This window comes from Afifella sp. JA880 (assembly GCF_025379905.1).
GTDB classification, from domain to species: domain Bacteria; phylum Pseudomonadota; class Alphaproteobacteria; order Rhizobiales; family Afifellaceae; genus Afifella; species Afifella aestuarii.
On record NZ_JAOANH010000002.1, the window covers coordinates 985,958 to 1,003,334 of the forward strand.

General features: G+C 65.8%; 19 protein-coding genes. 9 read left to right on the forward strand and 10 right to left on the reverse strand.

Features of this window, described 5'->3' with window-relative positions; all coding sequences use genetic code 11:
- Positions 1 to 32: 32 nt before the first annotated feature.
- The 4 genes from NYQ83_RS12850 (at position 33) to NYQ83_RS12865 (ending at position 3,350) form a co-directional block, all read left to right on the forward strand.
- Positions 33 to 719: a thiamine phosphate synthase gene (locus NYQ83_RS12850; RefSeq protein ID WP_261215083.1), complete on the forward strand. Its 687-nt coding sequence runs from the start codon at positions 33 to 35 to the stop codon at positions 717 to 719.
- On the forward strand, positions 716 to 2,074 hold the full coding sequence (locus NYQ83_RS12855; RefSeq protein ID WP_261215084.1) for a tetratricopeptide repeat protein: 1,359 nt from the start codon (positions 716 to 718) through the stop codon (positions 2,072 to 2,074). The genes NYQ83_RS12850 and NYQ83_RS12855 overlap by 4 nt, the downstream gene beginning before the upstream one ends.
- Before the next feature lie 98 nt (positions 2,075 to 2,172).
- Positions 2,173 to 2,457: a 30S ribosomal protein S21 gene (gene rpsU / locus NYQ83_RS12860; RefSeq protein ID WP_370642386.1), complete on the forward strand. Its 285-nt coding sequence runs from the start codon at positions 2,173 to 2,175 to the stop codon at positions 2,455 to 2,457.
- Between the two features lie 62 nt (positions 2,458 to 2,519).
- Positions 2,520 to 3,350: a tetratricopeptide repeat protein gene (locus NYQ83_RS12865; RefSeq protein ID WP_128290957.1), complete on the forward strand. Its 831-nt coding sequence runs from the start codon at positions 2,520 to 2,522 to the stop codon at positions 3,348 to 3,350.
- 36 nt (positions 3,351 to 3,386) lie between these two features.
- Here NYQ83_RS12865 and NYQ83_RS12870 read toward each other — a convergent pair whose 3' ends face one another.
- Complete coding sequence (locus NYQ83_RS12870) at positions 3,387 to 4,190, reverse strand: GntR family transcriptional regulator (RefSeq protein ID WP_261215089.1); 804 nt, start codon at positions 4,188 to 4,190, stop codon at positions 3,387 to 3,389.
- A 426-nt stretch (positions 4,191 to 4,616) separates the two neighbouring features.
- Here NYQ83_RS12870 and NYQ83_RS12875 point away from each other — a divergent pair, with 426 nt between their 5' ends.
- Together NYQ83_RS12875 and NYQ83_RS12880 are read left to right on the forward strand one after the other, a co-directional pair.
- A complete protein-coding gene (locus NYQ83_RS12875) occupies positions 4,617 to 5,501 on the forward strand; it encodes a MaoC family dehydratase N-terminal domain-containing protein (RefSeq protein ID WP_128290955.1) in 885 nt (294 codons plus the stop codon).
- A 71-nt stretch (positions 5,502 to 5,572) separates the two neighbouring features.
- Positions 5,573 to 5,947, forward strand: a complete 375-nt coding sequence (locus tag NYQ83_RS12880; RefSeq protein WP_261215098.1) for a HigA family addiction module antitoxin — start codon at positions 5,573 to 5,575, stop codon at positions 5,945 to 5,947.
- 32 nt (positions 5,948 to 5,979) lie between these two features.
- On the opposite strand, the gene NYQ83_RS12885 is transcribed toward NYQ83_RS12880, so the two are convergent.
- The 3 genes from NYQ83_RS12885 to NYQ83_RS12895 are packed head-to-tail and all read right to left on the reverse strand — an operon-like array spanning position 5,980 to position 8,487.
- Positions 5,980 to 6,909, reverse strand: a complete 930-nt coding sequence (locus tag NYQ83_RS12885) for a U32 family peptidase (protein WP_234629087.1) — start codon at positions 6,907 to 6,909, stop codon at positions 5,980 to 5,982.
- A gap of 34 nt (positions 6,910 to 6,943) precedes the next feature.
- Positions 6,944 to 7,930 carry a peptidase U32 family protein gene (locus tag NYQ83_RS12890; protein WP_092816403.1) on the reverse strand — a complete coding sequence of 329 codons (987 nt, stop codon included), beginning with the start codon at positions 7,928 to 7,930 and terminating at the stop codon, positions 6,944 to 6,946.
- On the reverse strand, positions 7,927 to 8,487 hold the full coding sequence (locus NYQ83_RS12895; RefSeq protein WP_261215206.1) for an SCP2 domain-containing protein: 561 nt from the start codon (positions 8,485 to 8,487) through the stop codon (positions 7,927 to 7,929). Before NYQ83_RS12895 ends, NYQ83_RS12890 begins: the two co-directional genes overlap by 4 nt.
- Positions 8,488 to 8,584: 97 nt before the next feature.
- Between NYQ83_RS12895 and NYQ83_RS12900 the strand changes: the two genes are divergently transcribed.
- Positions 8,585 to 10,111, forward strand: a complete 1,527-nt coding sequence (locus NYQ83_RS12900; protein WP_261215101.1) for a UbiD family decarboxylase — start codon at positions 8,585 to 8,587, stop codon at positions 10,109 to 10,111.
- 15 nt (positions 10,112 to 10,126) lie between these two features.
- On the opposite strand, the gene NYQ83_RS12905 is transcribed toward NYQ83_RS12900, so the two are convergent.
- A complete protein-coding gene (locus NYQ83_RS12905) occupies positions 10,127 to 11,467 on the reverse strand; it encodes an ATP-binding protein (RefSeq protein WP_261215103.1) in 1,341 nt (446 codons plus the stop codon).
- Positions 11,464 to 12,120 carry a response regulator transcription factor gene (locus NYQ83_RS12910; RefSeq protein WP_261215105.1) on the reverse strand — a complete coding sequence of 219 codons (657 nt, stop codon included), beginning with the start codon at positions 12,118 to 12,120 and terminating at the stop codon, positions 11,464 to 11,466. The genes NYQ83_RS12905 and NYQ83_RS12910 overlap by 4 nt, the downstream gene beginning before the upstream one ends.
- A gap of 158 nt (positions 12,121 to 12,278) precedes the next feature.
- Here NYQ83_RS12910 and NYQ83_RS12915 point away from each other — a divergent pair, with 158 nt between their 5' ends.
- Both NYQ83_RS12915 and NYQ83_RS12920 read left to right on the forward strand, forming a co-directional pair.
- Positions 12,279 to 12,563, forward strand: a complete 285-nt coding sequence (locus NYQ83_RS12915; RefSeq protein WP_128290951.1) for a PepSY domain-containing protein — start codon at positions 12,279 to 12,281, stop codon at positions 12,561 to 12,563.
- Between the two features lies 1 nt (position 12,564).
- The gene (locus NYQ83_RS12920) at positions 12,565 to 13,107 is read left to right on the forward strand and encodes a cytochrome b/b6 domain-containing protein (RefSeq protein ID WP_261215106.1); all 543 of its coding nucleotides are present in this window, start codon (positions 12,565 to 12,567) and stop codon (positions 13,105 to 13,107) included.
- Positions 13,108 to 13,164: 57 nt separating this feature from the next.
- Here the strand turns inward: NYQ83_RS12920 and NYQ83_RS12925 are convergent, their stop codons facing one another.
- The 4 genes from NYQ83_RS12925 to NYQ83_RS12940 form a co-directional block, all read right to left on the reverse strand.
- Positions 13,165 to 13,521, reverse strand: a complete 357-nt coding sequence (locus NYQ83_RS12925) for a TraR/DksA family transcriptional regulator (protein ID WP_128290949.1) — start codon at positions 13,519 to 13,521, stop codon at positions 13,165 to 13,167.
- A 40-nt stretch (positions 13,522 to 13,561) separates the two neighbouring features.
- Positions 13,562 to 14,797: an MFS transporter gene (locus NYQ83_RS12930; protein ID WP_261215107.1), complete on the reverse strand. Its 1,236-nt coding sequence runs from the start codon at positions 14,795 to 14,797 to the stop codon at positions 13,562 to 13,564.
- 157 nt (positions 14,798 to 14,954) lie between these two features.
- Positions 14,955 to 16,274 carry a threonine/serine exporter family protein gene (locus NYQ83_RS12935; protein ID WP_261215108.1) on the reverse strand — a complete coding sequence of 440 codons (1,320 nt, stop codon included), beginning with the start codon at positions 16,272 to 16,274 and terminating at the stop codon, positions 14,955 to 14,957.
- Positions 16,275 to 16,436: 162 nt separating this feature from the next.
- Complete coding sequence (locus NYQ83_RS12940; RefSeq protein ID WP_261215109.1) at positions 16,437 to 17,372, reverse strand: nickel/cobalt efflux protein RcnA; 936 nt, start codon at positions 17,370 to 17,372, stop codon at positions 16,437 to 16,439.
- Between the last annotated feature and the right edge of the window lie 5 nt (positions 17,373 to 17,377).

The window sequence follows — 17,377 nt, forward strand, 5'->3', positions numbered from 1 at the left end:
GAGACGCCTCCTTTCGTTTATGTGCCAGGACGATGACCCAGAAAACCGATGCCGATCAGATGACGCCCCGGCCGGCGGAAGACGAAGCCCTCCCCCCGCAGATCTTTTTGATCGCACCATCCTCCGGGGACGAGACGAAGGACGTCGAGGCGCTCGAAACCGCCCTTGCCGCCGCGCCCGTGGCGGCCGTCCTCATCACCGCCTCGCCGAGCGAGACCGAGACGGAGGCGCACGCCCGCCGCCTCGTCCCCGTGATCCAGGCGGCCGGCGCTGCAGCGCTCCTTGAGAATTTCACCCGTGCCGCAGGCCATGTCGGCGCCGACGGTGTGCATATCGCCAACGGTCACCAGAACCTCGTCATCGCCGCGGAGAGCTTTCGCCCGCAGCGCATCGTCGGCGCGGGCAAGCTCAAGACGCGCGACATCGCCATGCTCGCCGGCGAACTCGACATCGATTATCTCTTCTTCGGCGAGCCCGACGGCGACAGCCACGACGAGCCGCATCCGAAGGCACTCGCTCTTGCCGAATGGTGGGCGAGCATGATGGAGGTTCCGGCCGTCATCATGGCCGGCGCGAGCCTTGAGACGCTGCCTCAGGCCGTGGCGACGGGGGCCGAATTCGTGGCCCTCCGCCGCGCTGTCTGGGAAGCGCCGGACGGCCCGGCGGAAGCCATGCGGCGTGTCTCCGAGATTATCCTGCAGCGGCCGGTGGCGGCATGAAGCCTCTCTCCGCCCCTGCCCTTGTCGTTGCCGCGACGCTCGTCTCGACGGGCTTTGCGTCGTCTGCGTTCGCCCAAAGCGGAACGCCTCTGACACCGCCCGATGCGGCCGGCGGGCAGGCCCCTGGAAGCCCCAAAGCAACTCTGCCCTCGCCCATTCCCCCGAAAGCGCCCGGAACCCCGACGGTCGATGGCCTCGGCGCGTCGATTCCGTCGGAAGAGATCGACAGCCGGCAGCTCGAAAACCGCATCGACCAGTCTCTGAAGGATGCCGGCCTCGTCCCGGACAGCAATGTCGACCGGGCCTATGGCGCGTTCCAGCGCGGGCATTTTCTGACCGCCTTCGCGATCGCCCTGCAGCAGGCGGAAGCCGGCAGAACGGCGGCCCAGACCCTTCTCGGCGAACTCCTGTCTCGCGGTCTCGGCGTCAAGACGGACTACAAGGAAGCGGCGGGCTGGTACGAACTTGCGGCCAAGGCCGGCGACCGCGAAGCGCTCTACGCGCTCGGCCGGCTCTATCTCGACGGCCGTGGCGTCGAGCAGGACGACGCCAAGGCGGCCACCTATTTTCAGCGTGCGGCCGATCTCGGACAGCCGGTCGCCGAGCGCGAACTCGCCTATCTCCTCTTGCAGGGCAAGGGCGTCGAGAAGAACGCCATGCTGGCCGCAGCGCATTTGCGCAATGCCGCGCGCGCCGGCGACAGCGATGCGCAATACGCCTTGGCCGGCCTTTACCGCGAGGGCGTCGGCGTCGTTGCCAATCCCGCCGAAGCCGCCCGCTGGTATGCGACGGCGGCCCGCAACGGCCATATCGCCTCGCAGATCGAATACGCCATCATGCTGTTCAACGGCGAAGGTCTGAGAAAAGACGAAAAGACGGCCGCGCAATGGTTTCGCCAGGCCGCTCTTGCCGACAATCCGGTGGGCGAATTGCGCTACGCCAAGCTCCTGAAGGACGGGCTCGGCGTCGACAAGGACGAGGTCGAAGCCGCGCGCTGGTATCTCATCGCCCGCTCCCACGGCCTCAAGGAGCCGTTCATGGAAGGCTGGCTGATGGGTCTTCCCTCCGGTATCCGCAAGGAAGCCGACGCCAGGGTCGCCTCATGGCCGGGCGTGCCGACGCCGCAACCCGCCGCCAGCTCAGGACCCGGCGCCACAGGCCGCCAGGGCGCCCGAGCCCCTCAAGACCCAGATCCGCAAAGAAAAATGGAACCCGAGGCAGCCGCCGCCGGTTCTGCGGATGGGAGTGATGGGCCTCGGCCCAAAGAGCCCGACCGGCTGCCGACGGGGCCTTCGCCGAAAGTGACGCAGTCTCCTGGGGAAACAGGAGCTGCTGTGGACAAGCCAGGCGAATAGGGCTATATCGCCTCCGCCCGGTCGTACGGCGGCAGCGGGCACTCCAACTGTTATTCTTTGGGCGTATGCGGCGGCGGACGCGGTCTGCCACCTGCCCGATACTTCCGCCGCGGGTTTCTGTGGCAAGTGAAAGAGACGAAAGGAACGGGATCAACGTGCAAGTCGTCGTCAGAGACAACAATGTCGATCAGGCGCTGAAAGCGCTGAAGAAGAAGATGCAGCGTGAAGGCATCTTCCGTGAAATGAAGCTGCGTAACTTCTACGAAAAGCCGTCTGAGAAGAAGGCGCGCGAGAAGGCCGAGGCGATCCGCCGGGCGCGCAAACTGGCCCGCAAGCGGGCGCAGCGCGAAGGCCTCATCCCTGGCAAGCGGCGCGGCCGGTAAGCTTCCCTCGACACATCCGCCCTTATTCGCATTGGGCTCGCGACTTGAGGAACACCGCTTCTATGGCGAAAGCATCCTCTTTGCGTTCTTGGCTGGCCGCCGGTGCTCTTGCACTGGCCGTGGCCGGCTGTCAGTCGCTCGGCAATAACGGGCTGTCGAACATCTCGGTCGATCCCGATACGGGGTCGGAAGCCAATATCGGATCGCTGACTTCGGTCATCGAGCGCAATCCGCGCGATCCGGCGGCTTACAATGTGCGCGGCGCAGCGTACGGCAAGGCGGGCGAATACAAGCGGGCGTTGGATGACTTCAACACCGCTTTGCAGCTCGACCCGAATTTTGCGCCGGCCTATGCCAATCGGGGCCTCATCCACCGCCTGCGCGGGGATACCCAGGAGGCGTTCAACGATTACAGCCGGGCGATCCAGGCTGACCCGAACTACGCCACGGCCTATGTCGGGCGCGGGACGATCTATCGCCAGCAGGGCCGCCTCAACGAAGCTCTGTCGGATTACAGCTCCGCCGTGCGCCTCGATCCCACGGACCCGCAGGCCTTCCACAATCAGGGCCTCGCCTACCAGGCTTCGGGCAACCATACGGCCGCGATCGAATCCTTCACCAAGGCGATCGGCCTCTCGCCGCTGGCCTCCGAGCCCTTCAATGGCCGCGGCCAGAGCTACATGGCCATCGGTGATTTCAAGACGGCACTCGACGATTTCGATGAAGCCGTGAAGCGCGATCGCAATTCCTACATCGCCTGGACGAATCAGGGTCTGGCTTTGGAAGCCCTCGGCGACCGCAAGAAGGCGTTCAACTCCTTCGCCCGCGCCTCGACCCTCAACCCGCGCTATCAGCCGGCCAAAGAAGGCATGCACCGCACCAGCTCCACCTGAGCCGCGGGGACCTTTCCCCGCCTGCGTGATCAGAGCTCAGGCGACTTCATCAATATCGGAATGATCGGCAGGCAGCTTTTCCCTGCGCGCATCGGCGCTGTCTGGCGCGTCGTCGCGCGCCCCTGAGGAAAGCCTCCGTGCCTTGTGGGGCGTGGCGGAGCGGCCACCGCTCTTCTCGTCAAGGCAGGAAAGAGCAATCTTCAGAAGATTGGCGCAATGGCGGTGGCAGGCGGCCTCCGTGGCAATCGCATCGTGCCGGTCGATCGCGGACGCGATTTCCCGCATCCCCCTCAGACATTCTTCCATATAGCGTTCGCCGCCGACGCCGGCGGCGCGCAATTGCCGCTGCCGCAGATAGATTGAACTCAGCGCGCTGGCGGCAAGCCGGTTGCCCGCCCCCTCCATGATGGTCGCACTGAAACGGCCGGCGATTTCGAAGAAGCCGGGCCCGTCGAGCGGCGGCTCGATCTCGGCGAGCTCGTCGGCGATGTGGCGGAGCTCGGCGCGGCTCTTTTTGCTCGCCTTGTCGGCGAATTGCGCGGCGACCAGCCCTTCGAGGACCGCCCGGGTGGCGTAGATGTCGTCAGCTTCCTTTTTACCGCAGGGCGCCACGATCGCGCCCTTGTGCGGCACGGAGACGGCAAGCCCCTCGCTCTCGAGCGCGCGCAGCGCCTCGCGCAGCGAAGTCCGGCTGATCCCGAGAGCCTGGCAGAGATGGCGCTCGCGCAAAGGCGTTCCCGGCGGGAGCTCGCCCGAGGCAATGGCCTCGCGCAACCGCTCCGTCAGCCGCGCGCGCAACGGCGTCGCAGACGCCACGTCCGAGACGATCTTCGTCAGCATGGCGCAGCCCCCCCGCCACGACGGAAATGCCGCCACGGTCGTGCAACTGACTCTTCAGCTGGCTTTGAGACAACTCCGGCAGGAAAAACCTTGCACCGTCCGAGGTGATGAAATGTCGCGGTGAAGCAGGCCTGCACGCGCCCCGCGCCATAGAATGCGGGAGCCGCTGACGCGCGCCGGCTCTTTGGAAGGAAGGTCATATCCCCCTGGAGCGTTTTGTATTTCTATGTCCCGCCGCAATAAGCCTTTTACTGCCGCTGAATGACTGGATCAATATTCTTGAGTGATTGCCGCCTGCGACCATTGGCGGATTGAATCTTAAGCTGACAGGCACACGCAGAATAACTCGCCAAGGCCGTTCATCTGGCCTCCCCTTTCGGCTAGACAGCGCTCATCATAAAAAGGAAACGCCCGAAAGGTCCTCTCATGCCCCCATCGACTGCCGCAGGAACGCTCGATCTTGAGCACCTTCGCGAATGGATTGGCCGCAGCGAGACGGTGCGCGACGTCGTCACACCCCATCTCGTCGCCGCCTTCCGCGCCACGATGGATGTGGAGCCCGGCACGCCGAAACCGGGCGAGGAGGCCCCCGCTGCAATTCACTGGTGCCTTGCGCCGGCCACCGTGCCGATGTCCGGACTTGGTCCGGACGGACATCCAAGCCGCGGAGGCTTTCTGCCGCCCGTGCCGCTGCCGCGCCGCATGTGGGCCGGTGGTCGCCTCGAATTGGAAGGTCCGATCCTCGTCGGAGACGAGGTCGAGCGCCGCTCGGTGGTGCGCGACGTCGTGCGCAAGGAAGGCCGCACTGGCGAGCTCTGCTTCGTGACCGTCGACCACGAGATCTCCACGAGCCGCGGCCTCGCCATCCGCGAGCGCCAGGATCTCGTTTATCGCGAGGCAGCCCCGACAAGCCCGGCCGCGTCACCGCGCTCTCAGCAGGCCGCGGCAAAACCGTCGCCGGAGGCTCCGCAGGCGGAACAGCAAAAGCCAGTCACCGCCGATGCGGTGCGTCTCTTCCGCTATTCGGCGCTCACCTTCAACGGCCACCGCATCCATTACGATCGCCGCTATTGCATCGAAGAGGAAGGCTATCCGGGCCTCGTCGTGCACGGCCCCATGCAGGCGACCTGGCTTCTGCATTACGCCGCCGAGCTCAAAGGAGAGCTTCCGAAAACCTTCGATTTCCGCGGCGTCAAACCGTTCTTCGACGGCGCTCCGGCCACGCTCAACGCCACGGAGAAGGACGACGGCCTTTCCCTCTGGGTCGCCGCAGACGGCGCCCCCACCATGCAGGCCACTGCCGCCTGGTAGGCAATATCGTTTGCCGAACCGCGCCCTCCCGCAGTAAACTCAAATATTCAACTGCGGGAGGTGTCCATCAAATGAAGGCCGAGGCAGACATCAGCCCTGCCCGAGAGGCCGATCTGAAAGAGATCTCGGCGCAGGACGTCGAGGACATTCTTGCCGATTACCGCTCGGCAGACGACGTCACCCCGATGCATCCGGGCGAACTTTACCGCATTTGGGTGATGGAGCGGCGCAATCTTAAGGTCGTCGACGTTGCCCGTCTTGCCGGCATCTCCCGCGAGATGCTGCACCGGATTCTGCGCGGCGACGCGCCGATCACGGCGCGCACGGCGCTCGGGCTTGCGGAAGCGGCAAAGAATGAGCCGGAGTTCTGGCTGCGCGCCCAGATGGTCTACGATCTCTGGCGCGAGCGCGAGAGACGCCGCGTGAAATCGGCCGCCTGTGCATAAAAGGCAGCCGACCGAAAAAGCTCTTTGATGCGTCAGGCGACCTGACGCTCGGCCTTTTTCACCATTTCCGCGCCGTAATCGCCGAAGAGGAAGCCGTTGGCGAATTCCGCTTCCGGCAACAGCGCGGCGAGCTTCGCCTGCGCCTCGTCTCCCGAGATCTTGCGGTCGAGGCGCTGGCGATAGAGCTCCGCCACCGCGACCATGTCGCAATCATGCGGCGACAGGCGGAAGGAATTGACGCCGGCCTGCATCAGGATGTCGAGCTCGCCGAGGGCGCTGCCATAAGCGAACGACAGCGTCTGCACGCCGTTGATGGCCAGAAAATCCCCGCCGTCGAGCGTCTTCACCGGCAACCCGTCGGCATCGAGGCCACAGACGAACTGGCAGGAATCCTTCGAGACTTTGTGGATGCGCGCGTGATAGCAGCGCCCGGAAATGGCGAGCGGCACGCGCCCGAAAGCCCACACTTCCGTATCTAGATCGAGGGCAGAACCCGCCTTTGCCAGGCTCTCCACCGAGGCGATCGGCAGCTCCGGCGGCAGGCAGACATGCTTGGCGCCGCGCCCGGCGAGCCAGGACAGGGTGCCCTCATTGTAGACGTTGACCAGCGGACCGACGGCGATCTTCCGCCCCGGTTCCAGATAGCGCAGCATGGTGAGGTCGTTGACCTCGATCACATGCTCCTCGTCTTTGGCGAGCCCGGCGCCCGCCTTGCGCTCGCGCGGCAGCGTGATGAGCGCCAGCGACGACAGCACGACCTCCTTGCCGGCCGCCTCCAGCCGCTCCACCGCTTCGCTGATGACGTCGTTGTAGAACGGCAGCCGTTTGGAGCAGACGACTTCGCCGAGACAGACGCGGTCGACCGGCGCCTCGTCGGCGATGCGGGCGTAAAAATCCGCCCATTTCTCCACCGGCCAGTTGAACAGGACGGGTCCGAGCGTGAGCAATGCTTGTCCGGCCACAGTTACACCTCTTATCGTTTTGTGAGACCGGCGCTCAGCGCCAGGTCTTGCTGTAAGCGCCGGAGGTCGTCGTCTGTCCCTCCGTCAGCCGCTGGAGTTCGTTCGCCATGATCGGCAGGCCCTTGGCCTGCGCTTCCACCGCTTTGCGGAAGGTGTGCACCACGGTCTTCGTATAGGAGCGGCTGCGCTGCCGGCCCTCGATCTTGAGCGCCGTCACGCCGGCGGAGGCGAATTCGGTGATCAGCGTCGCCGCATCGAGGCTTGCCGGATCCTCAAACACATGCCCCTGATAATCGCCGGCCTGGAAGCAGCCCTTGCACAATGTCGGATAAGGCGCCGGCGCGTCCTTCTTCACCCGGTTGATGGTGAAATCGCCAAGCCCGCAGACGAGCTCGCTGCCCTCTTCCTTGTAGTGCACGTGGCTTGCCGGCGAACAGGCGCCGTTCATGTTGGGCGAGCGCCCGGTCGCGTAAGCGGAAAGCGCGCAGCGCCCCTCCGCCATCACGCACAGCCCGCCGAAGACGAACACCTCCGTCTCGCATTCGATCTCGCGGTTGATCGCGGCGATCTCCTGCACGGTCAAAACGCGCGGCAGCACCACGCGCCGCACGCCGAAAGTCTCGGCATAGAAATTGATCGCGTCGGGATTGGCGGCGGCCGCCTGCACCGAAAGATGCCGGCGCAGCCCCGGCTGATGGTTGGCCGCGTAATCGAGCAGCCCGACATCGGCAAGGATCACCGCGTCGGCGCCGAACCGGGCCGCATCGTCAACGGCCGCCCGCCAGAGTTCGGGCGCGCCGGCGCGGGGAAAGGTGTTGATGGCGACGAGAACCTTCGAGCCGCGCCGATGCGCGTAGTCGATCGATTCTTCCATCTCGGCCCGCGAGAAATTCAGGCCGGGAAAGTTGCGCGCATTGGTTTCGTCGCGGAAGCCGCAATAGACGGTATCGGCGCCCGCCTCGACGGCGGCGCGAAGCGCGGCCGGGGTACCGGCCGGGCAGACGAGTTCGAGCGGTTTCACGGAAAGACCTCGGTCTCATCGCTGCGGGAAAGGGGAAGTCCGGTGATGCGGGCGGCAACGGGTGTGACGTTGCGCAGAAACGGCTCGATCGCCGGCCGGAACGGCCCGAAGGCGATCGCCGCCTCCTCCATCAAATCGATCTCGGCGTCGTCGAGCGCGTTGCGCAGCGCCAGCACCGCCTCCGTGTCGCCCTCGATGATGATATCGCGCGAGAAGAACAGCGCATCGCCGTCGAAGGTGCCGTGGATCATGCCCATCAGCGCGCCGAGCGGACCGGCGATTCGGCCGTCCCACGCGCCTGCCCGCTCACGCCGCAGCGGCTCCACGGTCGGATGCTCCGGATCGGGCTTCAGACGAAAGACGAAAGGCAGATCCGTCGGATCGATCAAAAACACCTTCTCGGCATGATGATCGAGCCGCAGAAACAGCCCCGGGCGACGGCGAATCAGCCCGGAAACCAGCCTCTCCAGCATGAGCCGCAACGGCAGAAGCGGCAAAGGACGCATGAGCAGGCGCACGGGCGCCGGCACTGCGACGATATTGGGGGAAGTTTGCATCACCGTCCAATCCAGCGACAAACAAACGGGAACGTCCTTGATCTAGCTCAAAGCAGCCGCCCTGCCCCTGCCGCATCGAGCCACAGAGGAGGCGCCGGTGACCTTTCGAGACCTGCCACATTTCCGCAATCTGCGTGACTTCCTGAGGCATCTCGAAGGTGCGGGGGACTTCCGGCACATTTCGGCGCCGGTTTCCATGGTGCACGAAGTCACGGAGATCCACCGCCGCGTCTTAAAGGCGGGCGGACCGGCGCTGCAGCTCGACCATCCCCTCGACGCCGCCGGCAAGCCGGCGGAAATGCCGGTCGTCGTCAATCTCTTCGGCACGGTCGAGCGCGTCGCCGCCGGCTTCGGCGTGAAGAAGGAGCGCCTCGGAGAGCTCGGCGAGATGATGGCCTCGCTGCGCTCGCCGCAGCCGCCGAGCGGCCTGCGCGATGCGATCGCGCATCTGCCCATGCTGAAGGCGGCGCTCAACACGCGACCCGACAGCGTGCGCAACGCCCCCTGCCAGGCGGAGGTGCTGCGCGGGGCGGACGCAAAACTCTCCCGCCTGCCGATCCAGACCTGCTGGCCCGGCGAACCGGCACCGCTCATTTCATGGCCGCTCGTCGTCACCCGACCGCCGGACAACGGCTCGCTCAATGTCGGCGTCTACCGATTGCAGGTCCTCGACGATACGCATCTCATCACCCGCTGGCTCGCGCATCGCGGTGCCGCCGCCCATCACCGCGCCTGGGCGAAACAGGGCAAGGACATGCCGGTGGCGATCGTTATCGGCGCCGATCCCGCCACCATCCTGTCGGCCGTGATGCCGATCCCCGAAACCCTGTCGGAGCTCGATTTCGCCGGTCTCATCCGCGGCGAACGACCGAAGGTGGTGCAGGGGCTGACCGTTCCCCTCCCCGTGCCGTCGGAAGCGGAGATCGTCATCGAAGGCTATGTCTCTGCGGAAGAGACGGCGCCCGAAGGGCCTTACGGCGACCACACCGGCTATTACAACGCCGTCGAGCCCTTCCCGGTGATGCGCGTGACGGCGATCACCCATCGCCGCGATCCCTTGTATCTTTCGACCTTCACCGGCCGCCCGCCGGACGAGCCTTCCGTCATGGGCGAGGCGCTCAACTATCTCGCCAAGCCGCTCATCATTCAGCAGATGCCGGAAATCTCCGATGTCTGGCTGCCGCCGGACGCCTGCTCCTACCGGCTCGCCATCGTCTCCATCAAGAAGCGCTATCCGGGCCAGGCGCGCCGCGTCATGATGGGCATGTGGGGGATGCTGCCGCAGTTCAGCTACACCAAGGGCATCGTCGTCGTCGACGACGACATCGACGTCCACAACGGCGCCGACGTCCTCTGGGCCCTGTCGACGCGCATGGACCCTTCGCGCGATCTCGTGCAGCTGGAATCGACCCCCATCGACTATCTCGACTTCGCCTCGCCGGAATTCGGCCTCGGCGGCAAGCTCGGCATCGATGCGACCAACAAGATCGGCGCGGAGACGCACCGCGAATGGGGCACGGTTCTCGACATGTCGCCGGAGGTGAAGGCCCGCGTCGATGAGATGTGGCCGAAACTCGGCCTCTCGGGGCTCGATCAGATCCGCTCCCTGCGCAAGACCGGCTGAGAGCGAAGCGGCTCTCTACTCCGGCAGCCGGAGCACGGCCTCGAACCCGTCTTCGCGCCCCGCGGCCGGCGAGGCCAGCGTGAGCTCCGCGCCCGAGCCCGCCGCGATCGCCTGCGCGATGGCGAGACCGAGCCCGGCGCCCTTGGCGCGCGTCGCCCCGCGTTCAAAGCGCCCGCGCAGGCGTTTCAGCTCGTCCGGCCCGACGACGACCCCACCATTGACGACCCGCACGACATTGTCGCTCGGCACCTCGATCTCGATCATCCCCTTCGGCTCGCCGTGCTTCAGCGCGTTCTCGATGAGATTGCGCAGAAGGATCGCAAACGCGTCGGCATCCATATGCGAGACGAGGCGGCCGTTTGTGACGAGCCGAAGACGCGCGTTTTCCGGTTCGGCGCGGCGGAATTCTTCGACGAGATGCTCAAGAACCGTCGTCAGATCCTGCTCGGCCTCGGCGATCAGCCCGGCGCCTTCGGCGCGTGCGAGCTGCATCAGCTTTTCCGACAGCGACGACAGCCGCGTCAGCCCCGCCTCGATGTGGCGCCCACGCTCGCGCACCGCCTCGTCCTTGCTGACGGCGATGAGCCGCTGCGTGTGGGCGAGTGCCGCCGCGATCGGGGTGCGCAGCTCATGGGCGCTGTTCGCCGTGAAACTCCGCTCCGCTTCGAGCGCCCGCCGCAGCCGCTCCATCAGCCGGTTGACGGCATCGGCGATCGGTTCGATCTCCGCCGGCAGTCCACCGTCCGCGATCGGCGACAGATCGCCCTCGCCGCGCGCTTCGATGGCACCGCGGAAAGACCGGATCGGCCGAATGCTGACCCGCACGAACCACCACACGCCGAAGAGGCTTGCCGGGACGAGCCCGAGGAGCGGCAGAAACAGCGTTCCCGCGGCCTCGATCGCCGCCTCGCGGCGATGGGCGAGCGTTTCGGCGACCTCCATGATGATCGTGCCGCTCACCGCCTTCTCGCCATAGATGCGATGCGTCTTCGTCGTGCGGAAACCGTGCGCCGGCGTGTCGGGGAAGTCCGCCGGGACGGCATCGTGCGATTGCATCAGAATCCGGCCCTTCGAATCGCGCACGAGATAGGTCAGAAACTCTTTGTGCTCGCCGATCGGCGTGACCCGGCGGCCGCCCGCCCCCGCGCTCCTTTCCACGATATCGAGGACGGCGAGAGGCAACAGACGTTGCGCGGTCTCCTGCAGCGCGCTGTCATAGGCCTCGTCCAGCTCTTCGCGGATCACGAGGCCGGCCGCGACCGCTGCCGCCAGCCACATCGCCGTGACCCCGACCGCCAGCCCGAGGCTCAGGCGGCGCTGCAGGCTCGGCGCACCCGTCCAGATCCGCCACATCATCGTTTCAGCCGGTAGCCCATGCCGCGCACGGTCTCGATCGCCTCATGCCCGAGCTTTTTGCGCAGGCGGCTGATATGCACCTCGATCGTGTTGCTCTCCACCTCCGCCCCGAAGGGATAAAGCCGCTCTTCGAGCTGCGTCTTCGACAGGAGCGTCCCGGGATGCTGGAGAAGGCCTTCGAGCAGCGCCCATTCGCGCGCCGTCACCTCCACCGGACGCCCGCTGCGATAGACGGAGCGGCCGGCGAGATCGAATTCGATGTCGCCGAGCGTGACGAGCGGATTGGGATTACCGGCATAGCGTCGTGACACGGCAGCAAGCCGCGCCGACAGCTCCGACAGATTGAACGGTTTGACGAGATAATCGTCGGCTCCGGAATTGAGCCCGGCGATCCGGTCGGAGATCTGGTCGCGCGCCGTCAGGATGATGACGGGCGTCACGTCTCCGCCGCTGCGCAGCCGGCGCAGCAGGCCGAGCCCCGGCCCGTCCGGCAGCATCAAGTCGAGAAGCAAGAGATCGTAAGGCGTGGAATGGATCGCCGCTTCCGCATCGGCAATTGTCTCCACCCAGTCGATCGCATGTCCCTCATCGGCGATGTGTTCATGCACGGCATCGCCGAGAAGCCGATCGTCTTCCACGAGCAGAACCCGCATCGTCGCCCCCGAACTTTATGCGCGAAACTTCCCCCGATACGGGGGGAACCTGAAGCCAGCCTGAAGCCCGCAAAATCGTGCTTCAGGCTGGCTTCAGGCACCACTCCCATCTTGCTCCCATGGCCGATGCGCAAAGGCCGATCCGACTGGAGAGCAAGATGAAGAAGCTTATCACCGCAACCGTTCTGACGCTCGGCGCAATGACCGCCGGCACCGCTTTCGCAAGCGACGACGCGCGCTGCAACGCCCCGATGGCCGAGTGGCAGCCGCGCGAAGCGTTGCAGCAGCAGCTTGAGAGCAAGGGCTGGGAAGTCCGCCAGATCAAGACCGAAGACGGCTGCTACGAAGCCTATGCGATCGACGATCAGGGCAAGCGCGTCGAAGCCTATTTCGACCCGAAGACCCTCGAGATGGTGCGCCAGGGCCGCGGGGACCGCGACTGAGATGGACGCACCGACGATCAAGGTCTGGGACCCCCTCGTCAGGCTCTTTCACTGGAGCCTGGTGGCGAGCTTCACCGTCGCCTGGCTCACCGGCGACGAAGTGATGTCGGTGCATGAATGGGCGGGATATGCGGCCGGCGCCCTCGTCGCCTTCCGCGTCCTTTGGGGTCTCGTCGGCCCCAGATATGCCCGCTTCGGCCAGTTCGTCCGCTCGCCCGGCGATGTCACCCGCTACATCAAGGCGGCGGTGCGAGGCGATGAGCCCCGCTACATCGGCCACAACCCGCTCGGCGCCTTGATGGTCCTCGCTCTCATCCTCGCCATGGCCGCGACGGCCGTCACCGGCTGGATGATGACGCTCGATGCCTATTGGGGCGTGGACTGGGTGGAAGAGACCCATGAAGCCCTCGCCAACATCATGCTCGTCATGGTGCTCGCACATGTCGTCGGCGTGCTCTTCGAGAGCTACCGCCACAAGGAGAACCTCGTCAAAGCTATGACCGGCGGCAGCAAACGTGCCCCCCGCCCCGCCGACATCGCTTGACGAGCGTTGCGGCGCCCCGGCCTCGCCGGGGCGCCGTTTTCATGTCTCTCGCCGTGTTCAGGTTTCGCCAAGCCGCGCACAGGCAAGACAGAGCCGCGCCATCGGATCGGCCTTCAGACGGCCGAAGGCGATCGGCTCCTCGCAGCTCGCGCAATAGCCGTATTCCCCGTCAGACAGCCGCCTGAGCGCCGCCTTCAGCCCGTCGATGCGGGCCGTCCTGCGTTTCTGGGAGGCGAGCGCCATCGCCTGCACCTGCATCGCATCCATGCGCGAAATCCGTCCGACGCTCTGCTGGTCGAGTTCGACAGGCCGGCTTCCCTCCGACCCCGCCTCCGACAGCGCCTCAAGCTCGGCGAGTTCGTCTTCGATGCGCCGACGCAATTCGGCGATCTGTGTGGGATCGAAATCGTCCATGTTTCCCCCCGGTTTTTGGATCGTGTGTTGCGACCCCGCCTCAGACGATGTCTTCGGCCGGCAGCGCCACTTTCTGCGACACACCGAAAGCCGCCAGCACGGCCGCGGCAAGGCCGAGTGCGACGAAGCCCGTCGCGATCGTCGCAATCGACAGGCCGCTGTCGAGCGCAAGGCCGAGCACGGCGGGCCCCGCGGCCGTCCCCGCCACCATCAGCATGGCCGCAAAACTCCGCACCGTCCCGAGCCGGGCAATGCCATAGACCTCCGCCCAGACGGAGCCGAAGGTCGTCTGCACGAGGCCTGACGACAAGCCGAGACAGACAAAGAAGGTGATGAGCGCAAGCGTGCTCGACGACGATCCCATCACCGCGATCCCGACGAACAGCGGCAGATTCATCAGCGGCACCATGCGCCGCGCCGTCAGCCGGTCGACGATGAAACCGGAGACGATGAGCCCGCAGAGATCGCCCACGGCCATCAGCGTGAAACCGGTTGCGATCAATCCGCCCGGCCATCCCTGCGCCTCGCCGATCGGCACGATGTGGAAGGTGAGCGCCGTCGCCGTGAACGGCATGTAGACGAGGATCGGCAGCGCCAGCCAGAAATAGCGCGTCGTGGCGACGATCTTGAGCCCGTCGAGAACCCGCGGCGCCGGCGCGCCCGCCGCACGCGCGAGCGGCGTCGTGAAGCGCGATTGCTGGCGCGTCAGCCACAAAAGCCATGGCAGGGCGACGGCGATCAGGAAGACGCCGACGCTCGCATAGGCGGCGCGCCAGCCGATCTCGCCGATCAGGAAGGCGGCGAGATTGGGCGTGACGGCGATCGCGAGCGGCAGGCCCATCGCCGTGATCGACAGCGCCAATCCGCGGCGATTGACGAAATAGCGCGCCACCGAGGTCGCCTGGATATGCGTCATCAGCCCCTGCCCGCACATCCGCAAAAACAGGAACGAGCCGAAGAGCATGAGGCCGTTTTCGACCATCGACGCGGACAGGCAGGCGGCGGCGAGACCGGCGAGCACGATCGTCACGTAAAGCCGGAGATCGACCCGGTCGATCCAATGCCCGACCGCCGGCAACAGGCTCGCAGAGGTCAGCGTCGCAGCGAGATAGATGCCGCCCATTTCGGCGCTCGAATAGCCGAGGCTCGCCGCGATCGGTGCCACGAAGAGCGCGATAAAGAAGGTCTGCCCAGGGCTCGACAGAAAGGCCGAGGAGGCCCCGAAAGCGAGGATGCGCGGCTCGGCGCGAAACAATTGCAGATGTCTGGAAAGCATGAGGTCCGGAAAGAGAGGGCGGCCCGGGGCACCGGGAAATACCAGGAGAAGGGTATGAGGCTAAGCGGGCGGCGACCGCTTCCGGCCACCGCCACTCAACGACCTAAACCAATTTCCTCCGCAGCCAACCCCCGGCCACCCCCGGCGCCGCCTTGTTTCATTCCTCCCGCTGCGCGCGGAGGCCGACTTTCTCGCTCCAGGCCGGAAAATCCGGCCGTCGCAGCACCGAGGTCACGATCGTGAGCCCGGCGCCGATCGCGCCCATCGTGAAGATGGCGCGCAAGGTGTATTCCACGGTGAAAAGCAGCGTCGCATGGGCGTCGATCGGCGCCTGCGCGGTCAATTCCATCAGCCCCATGATCCCCTGCGATGCGGCACTTCCCGGCACCATCGGGATGCAGCCGGCGACGGCCAGAACGTTTCCCGCAGGCCCGAAGCGATCCGGCAGAAGGTTGAGGAGGCGCACGGCGACGCCGACGGCGGCCGCCGCCATGAACGAGGCGGCGGCAAGGCTCCAGCCGAGTTCGAGGCCGACCGTGCGCACGCTGAGCGCCAGCCCGCCAGCAAGCGCCGCCCAGAACAGGGTGCGCCAGCCGAAATTGAAGAGAATGCCGAAGCCGAAGGCGGCCGTCGCTCCGAAAAAGGCCTGATGCAGAACCCCGTGCACGATCGGCGCCGCCTTGGGTCCGCCGACGCCGAGCGCCATCTGCGCGGCCCACACGCCGACGGTGATGAAGACGAGGATCATCAGAACCGTCATGGCGCGGGCACTGCCCATCGTCGGATAGCCCTCCATGATGTCCGTCTGCGCGTTGAGCACGGGCACGCCCGGCACGAGGAGAAGCACCGAGGAAAACATCGCCGTCTGCAGCATCGGGCTTGCCGCAAGCTCAGAGCCGAAGCCGGCGGTGGTGGCCGCGACGCAGGCGACGATCGCCGCCACCACGAAGGGGTTGGTGTGCGCCTTGAGCAGGAAGTGCCGCACCGCCTGGCCCAGCGCGCCGCCGATGAGGACCGGCATGAAGGCCGACCAGTCGATGCCCAAAAGCCGGCCGAAGGAAGCGCAGGCGAGCCCGACGGCGAGCGCCACCAGATACCAGGGATGGCGGGGCGTCTTGGTGATGAGATGCGTCAGCGCCTCGATGGTCGAGGCGACCGTCATGTCATGATGCTTCACCCGCGTACACAACCGGCGCACACCGTGGTTCAGGCGCAGATTGACGCCATGGGCCCCGACCGTGCGCATGCGGGTGATGGTGTTGTCGCCGCTCGTCACCGTCAGCGACAGCGAGGCAAAGCCGATGCGGGCGTGGATCTGATCCGCGCCGAGCCCTTCGGCAACCATCGTCATCCCCTGGCGCACGACATCGGTCTTCGCCCCGGTTTCGACGAGCGTCCGCCCGACAGCCAACGCCGTCATGGCGATCTTTTCCAAATTTCTGTGGCGCATCACGACCGGATCGTTTCTGTCCGTCATTTCGTCTCCTGTGTCCGCCACGAGGCGGATTGATCCGAAGGCGCCCTCCCACGCCAGCCGCGTAGCACAAGATCGTGCGCGATTGAGATCGCGGATGACGAAGACGGAAAATTTTCTCGGAGAAATCGTCGCAAGCGAGGCTTGCCAGCGCCGGAGACACCCTCAAAGGAGGTGCATGTCGGCATGGCTCCAACCGGAGACGATCATGAAGAGGCCGATCGCCGCCACCAGCATCGCAGAGAGATAAGGCGCCTTCGCCATCACCGCGTCGAAGCGCGACGAGCGCGCGGAGATGAAGCCGATGCCGAGCGCGGCGACGGCCCCGACGGCGACGAGCATCAAGGCGAGACCGGTGCTGAAAGCGGCCACCAGCGTGATGCCGAGCCAGAATTTTCCGATCTGGAGGCACAAAAGCAGCACGGTGATCGCCGCGGCGCAGGGAATGAGCCCGCCGGAAAGCCCGAACAGGATCGTCTGCCAGGTCGAGGTCTTACCCGCCCCGATCCGCACTTCGAGATCGCGCGCATGCGCGGCGGCATGCGCATCGAGCCCCCCATGATCGTGCTCATGCGGGTGATCATGAGCGTGCAGGTGGTCGTGCGGATGCGGGTGATGATGAGCGTGCGAGTGATCGTGCGGATGCGGGTGATCGTGCCCATGTTCATGCCCGTGATCGTGCCCATGATTGTGGTCGTGTCCATGCACGTGGTCATGCCCGTGATCATGCGCCCCATGCGGATGTGTTCTTCCCGTCCCGGCAGATCGTTGCGTCTGCCACAGCATCCACATCGCGATCGCCAGAATGATCGCGCCCGAAATCATCACGAAGAAGGGTTCTGTCTTCTCGCCGATCAACTCGGACCCGAAGCGCATGCCGAGGATCGCCAGAACCCAGACGATGAGCGAATGCGACAGCGCCGCCGCAACCCCGAGAAGGGCCGCCTGCCCCACCGTGCCGCGGATCGCGACGATATAAGCGGCGATCATCGTCTTCGAATGCCCGGGCTCCAGCCCGTGCAGCGCGCCGAGAACGAGCGCCATGGCCGCAAGCAGGACCGGATTGCTGCCGCCCGCGGCGATCATCCCGCTCATATCCATGGCGA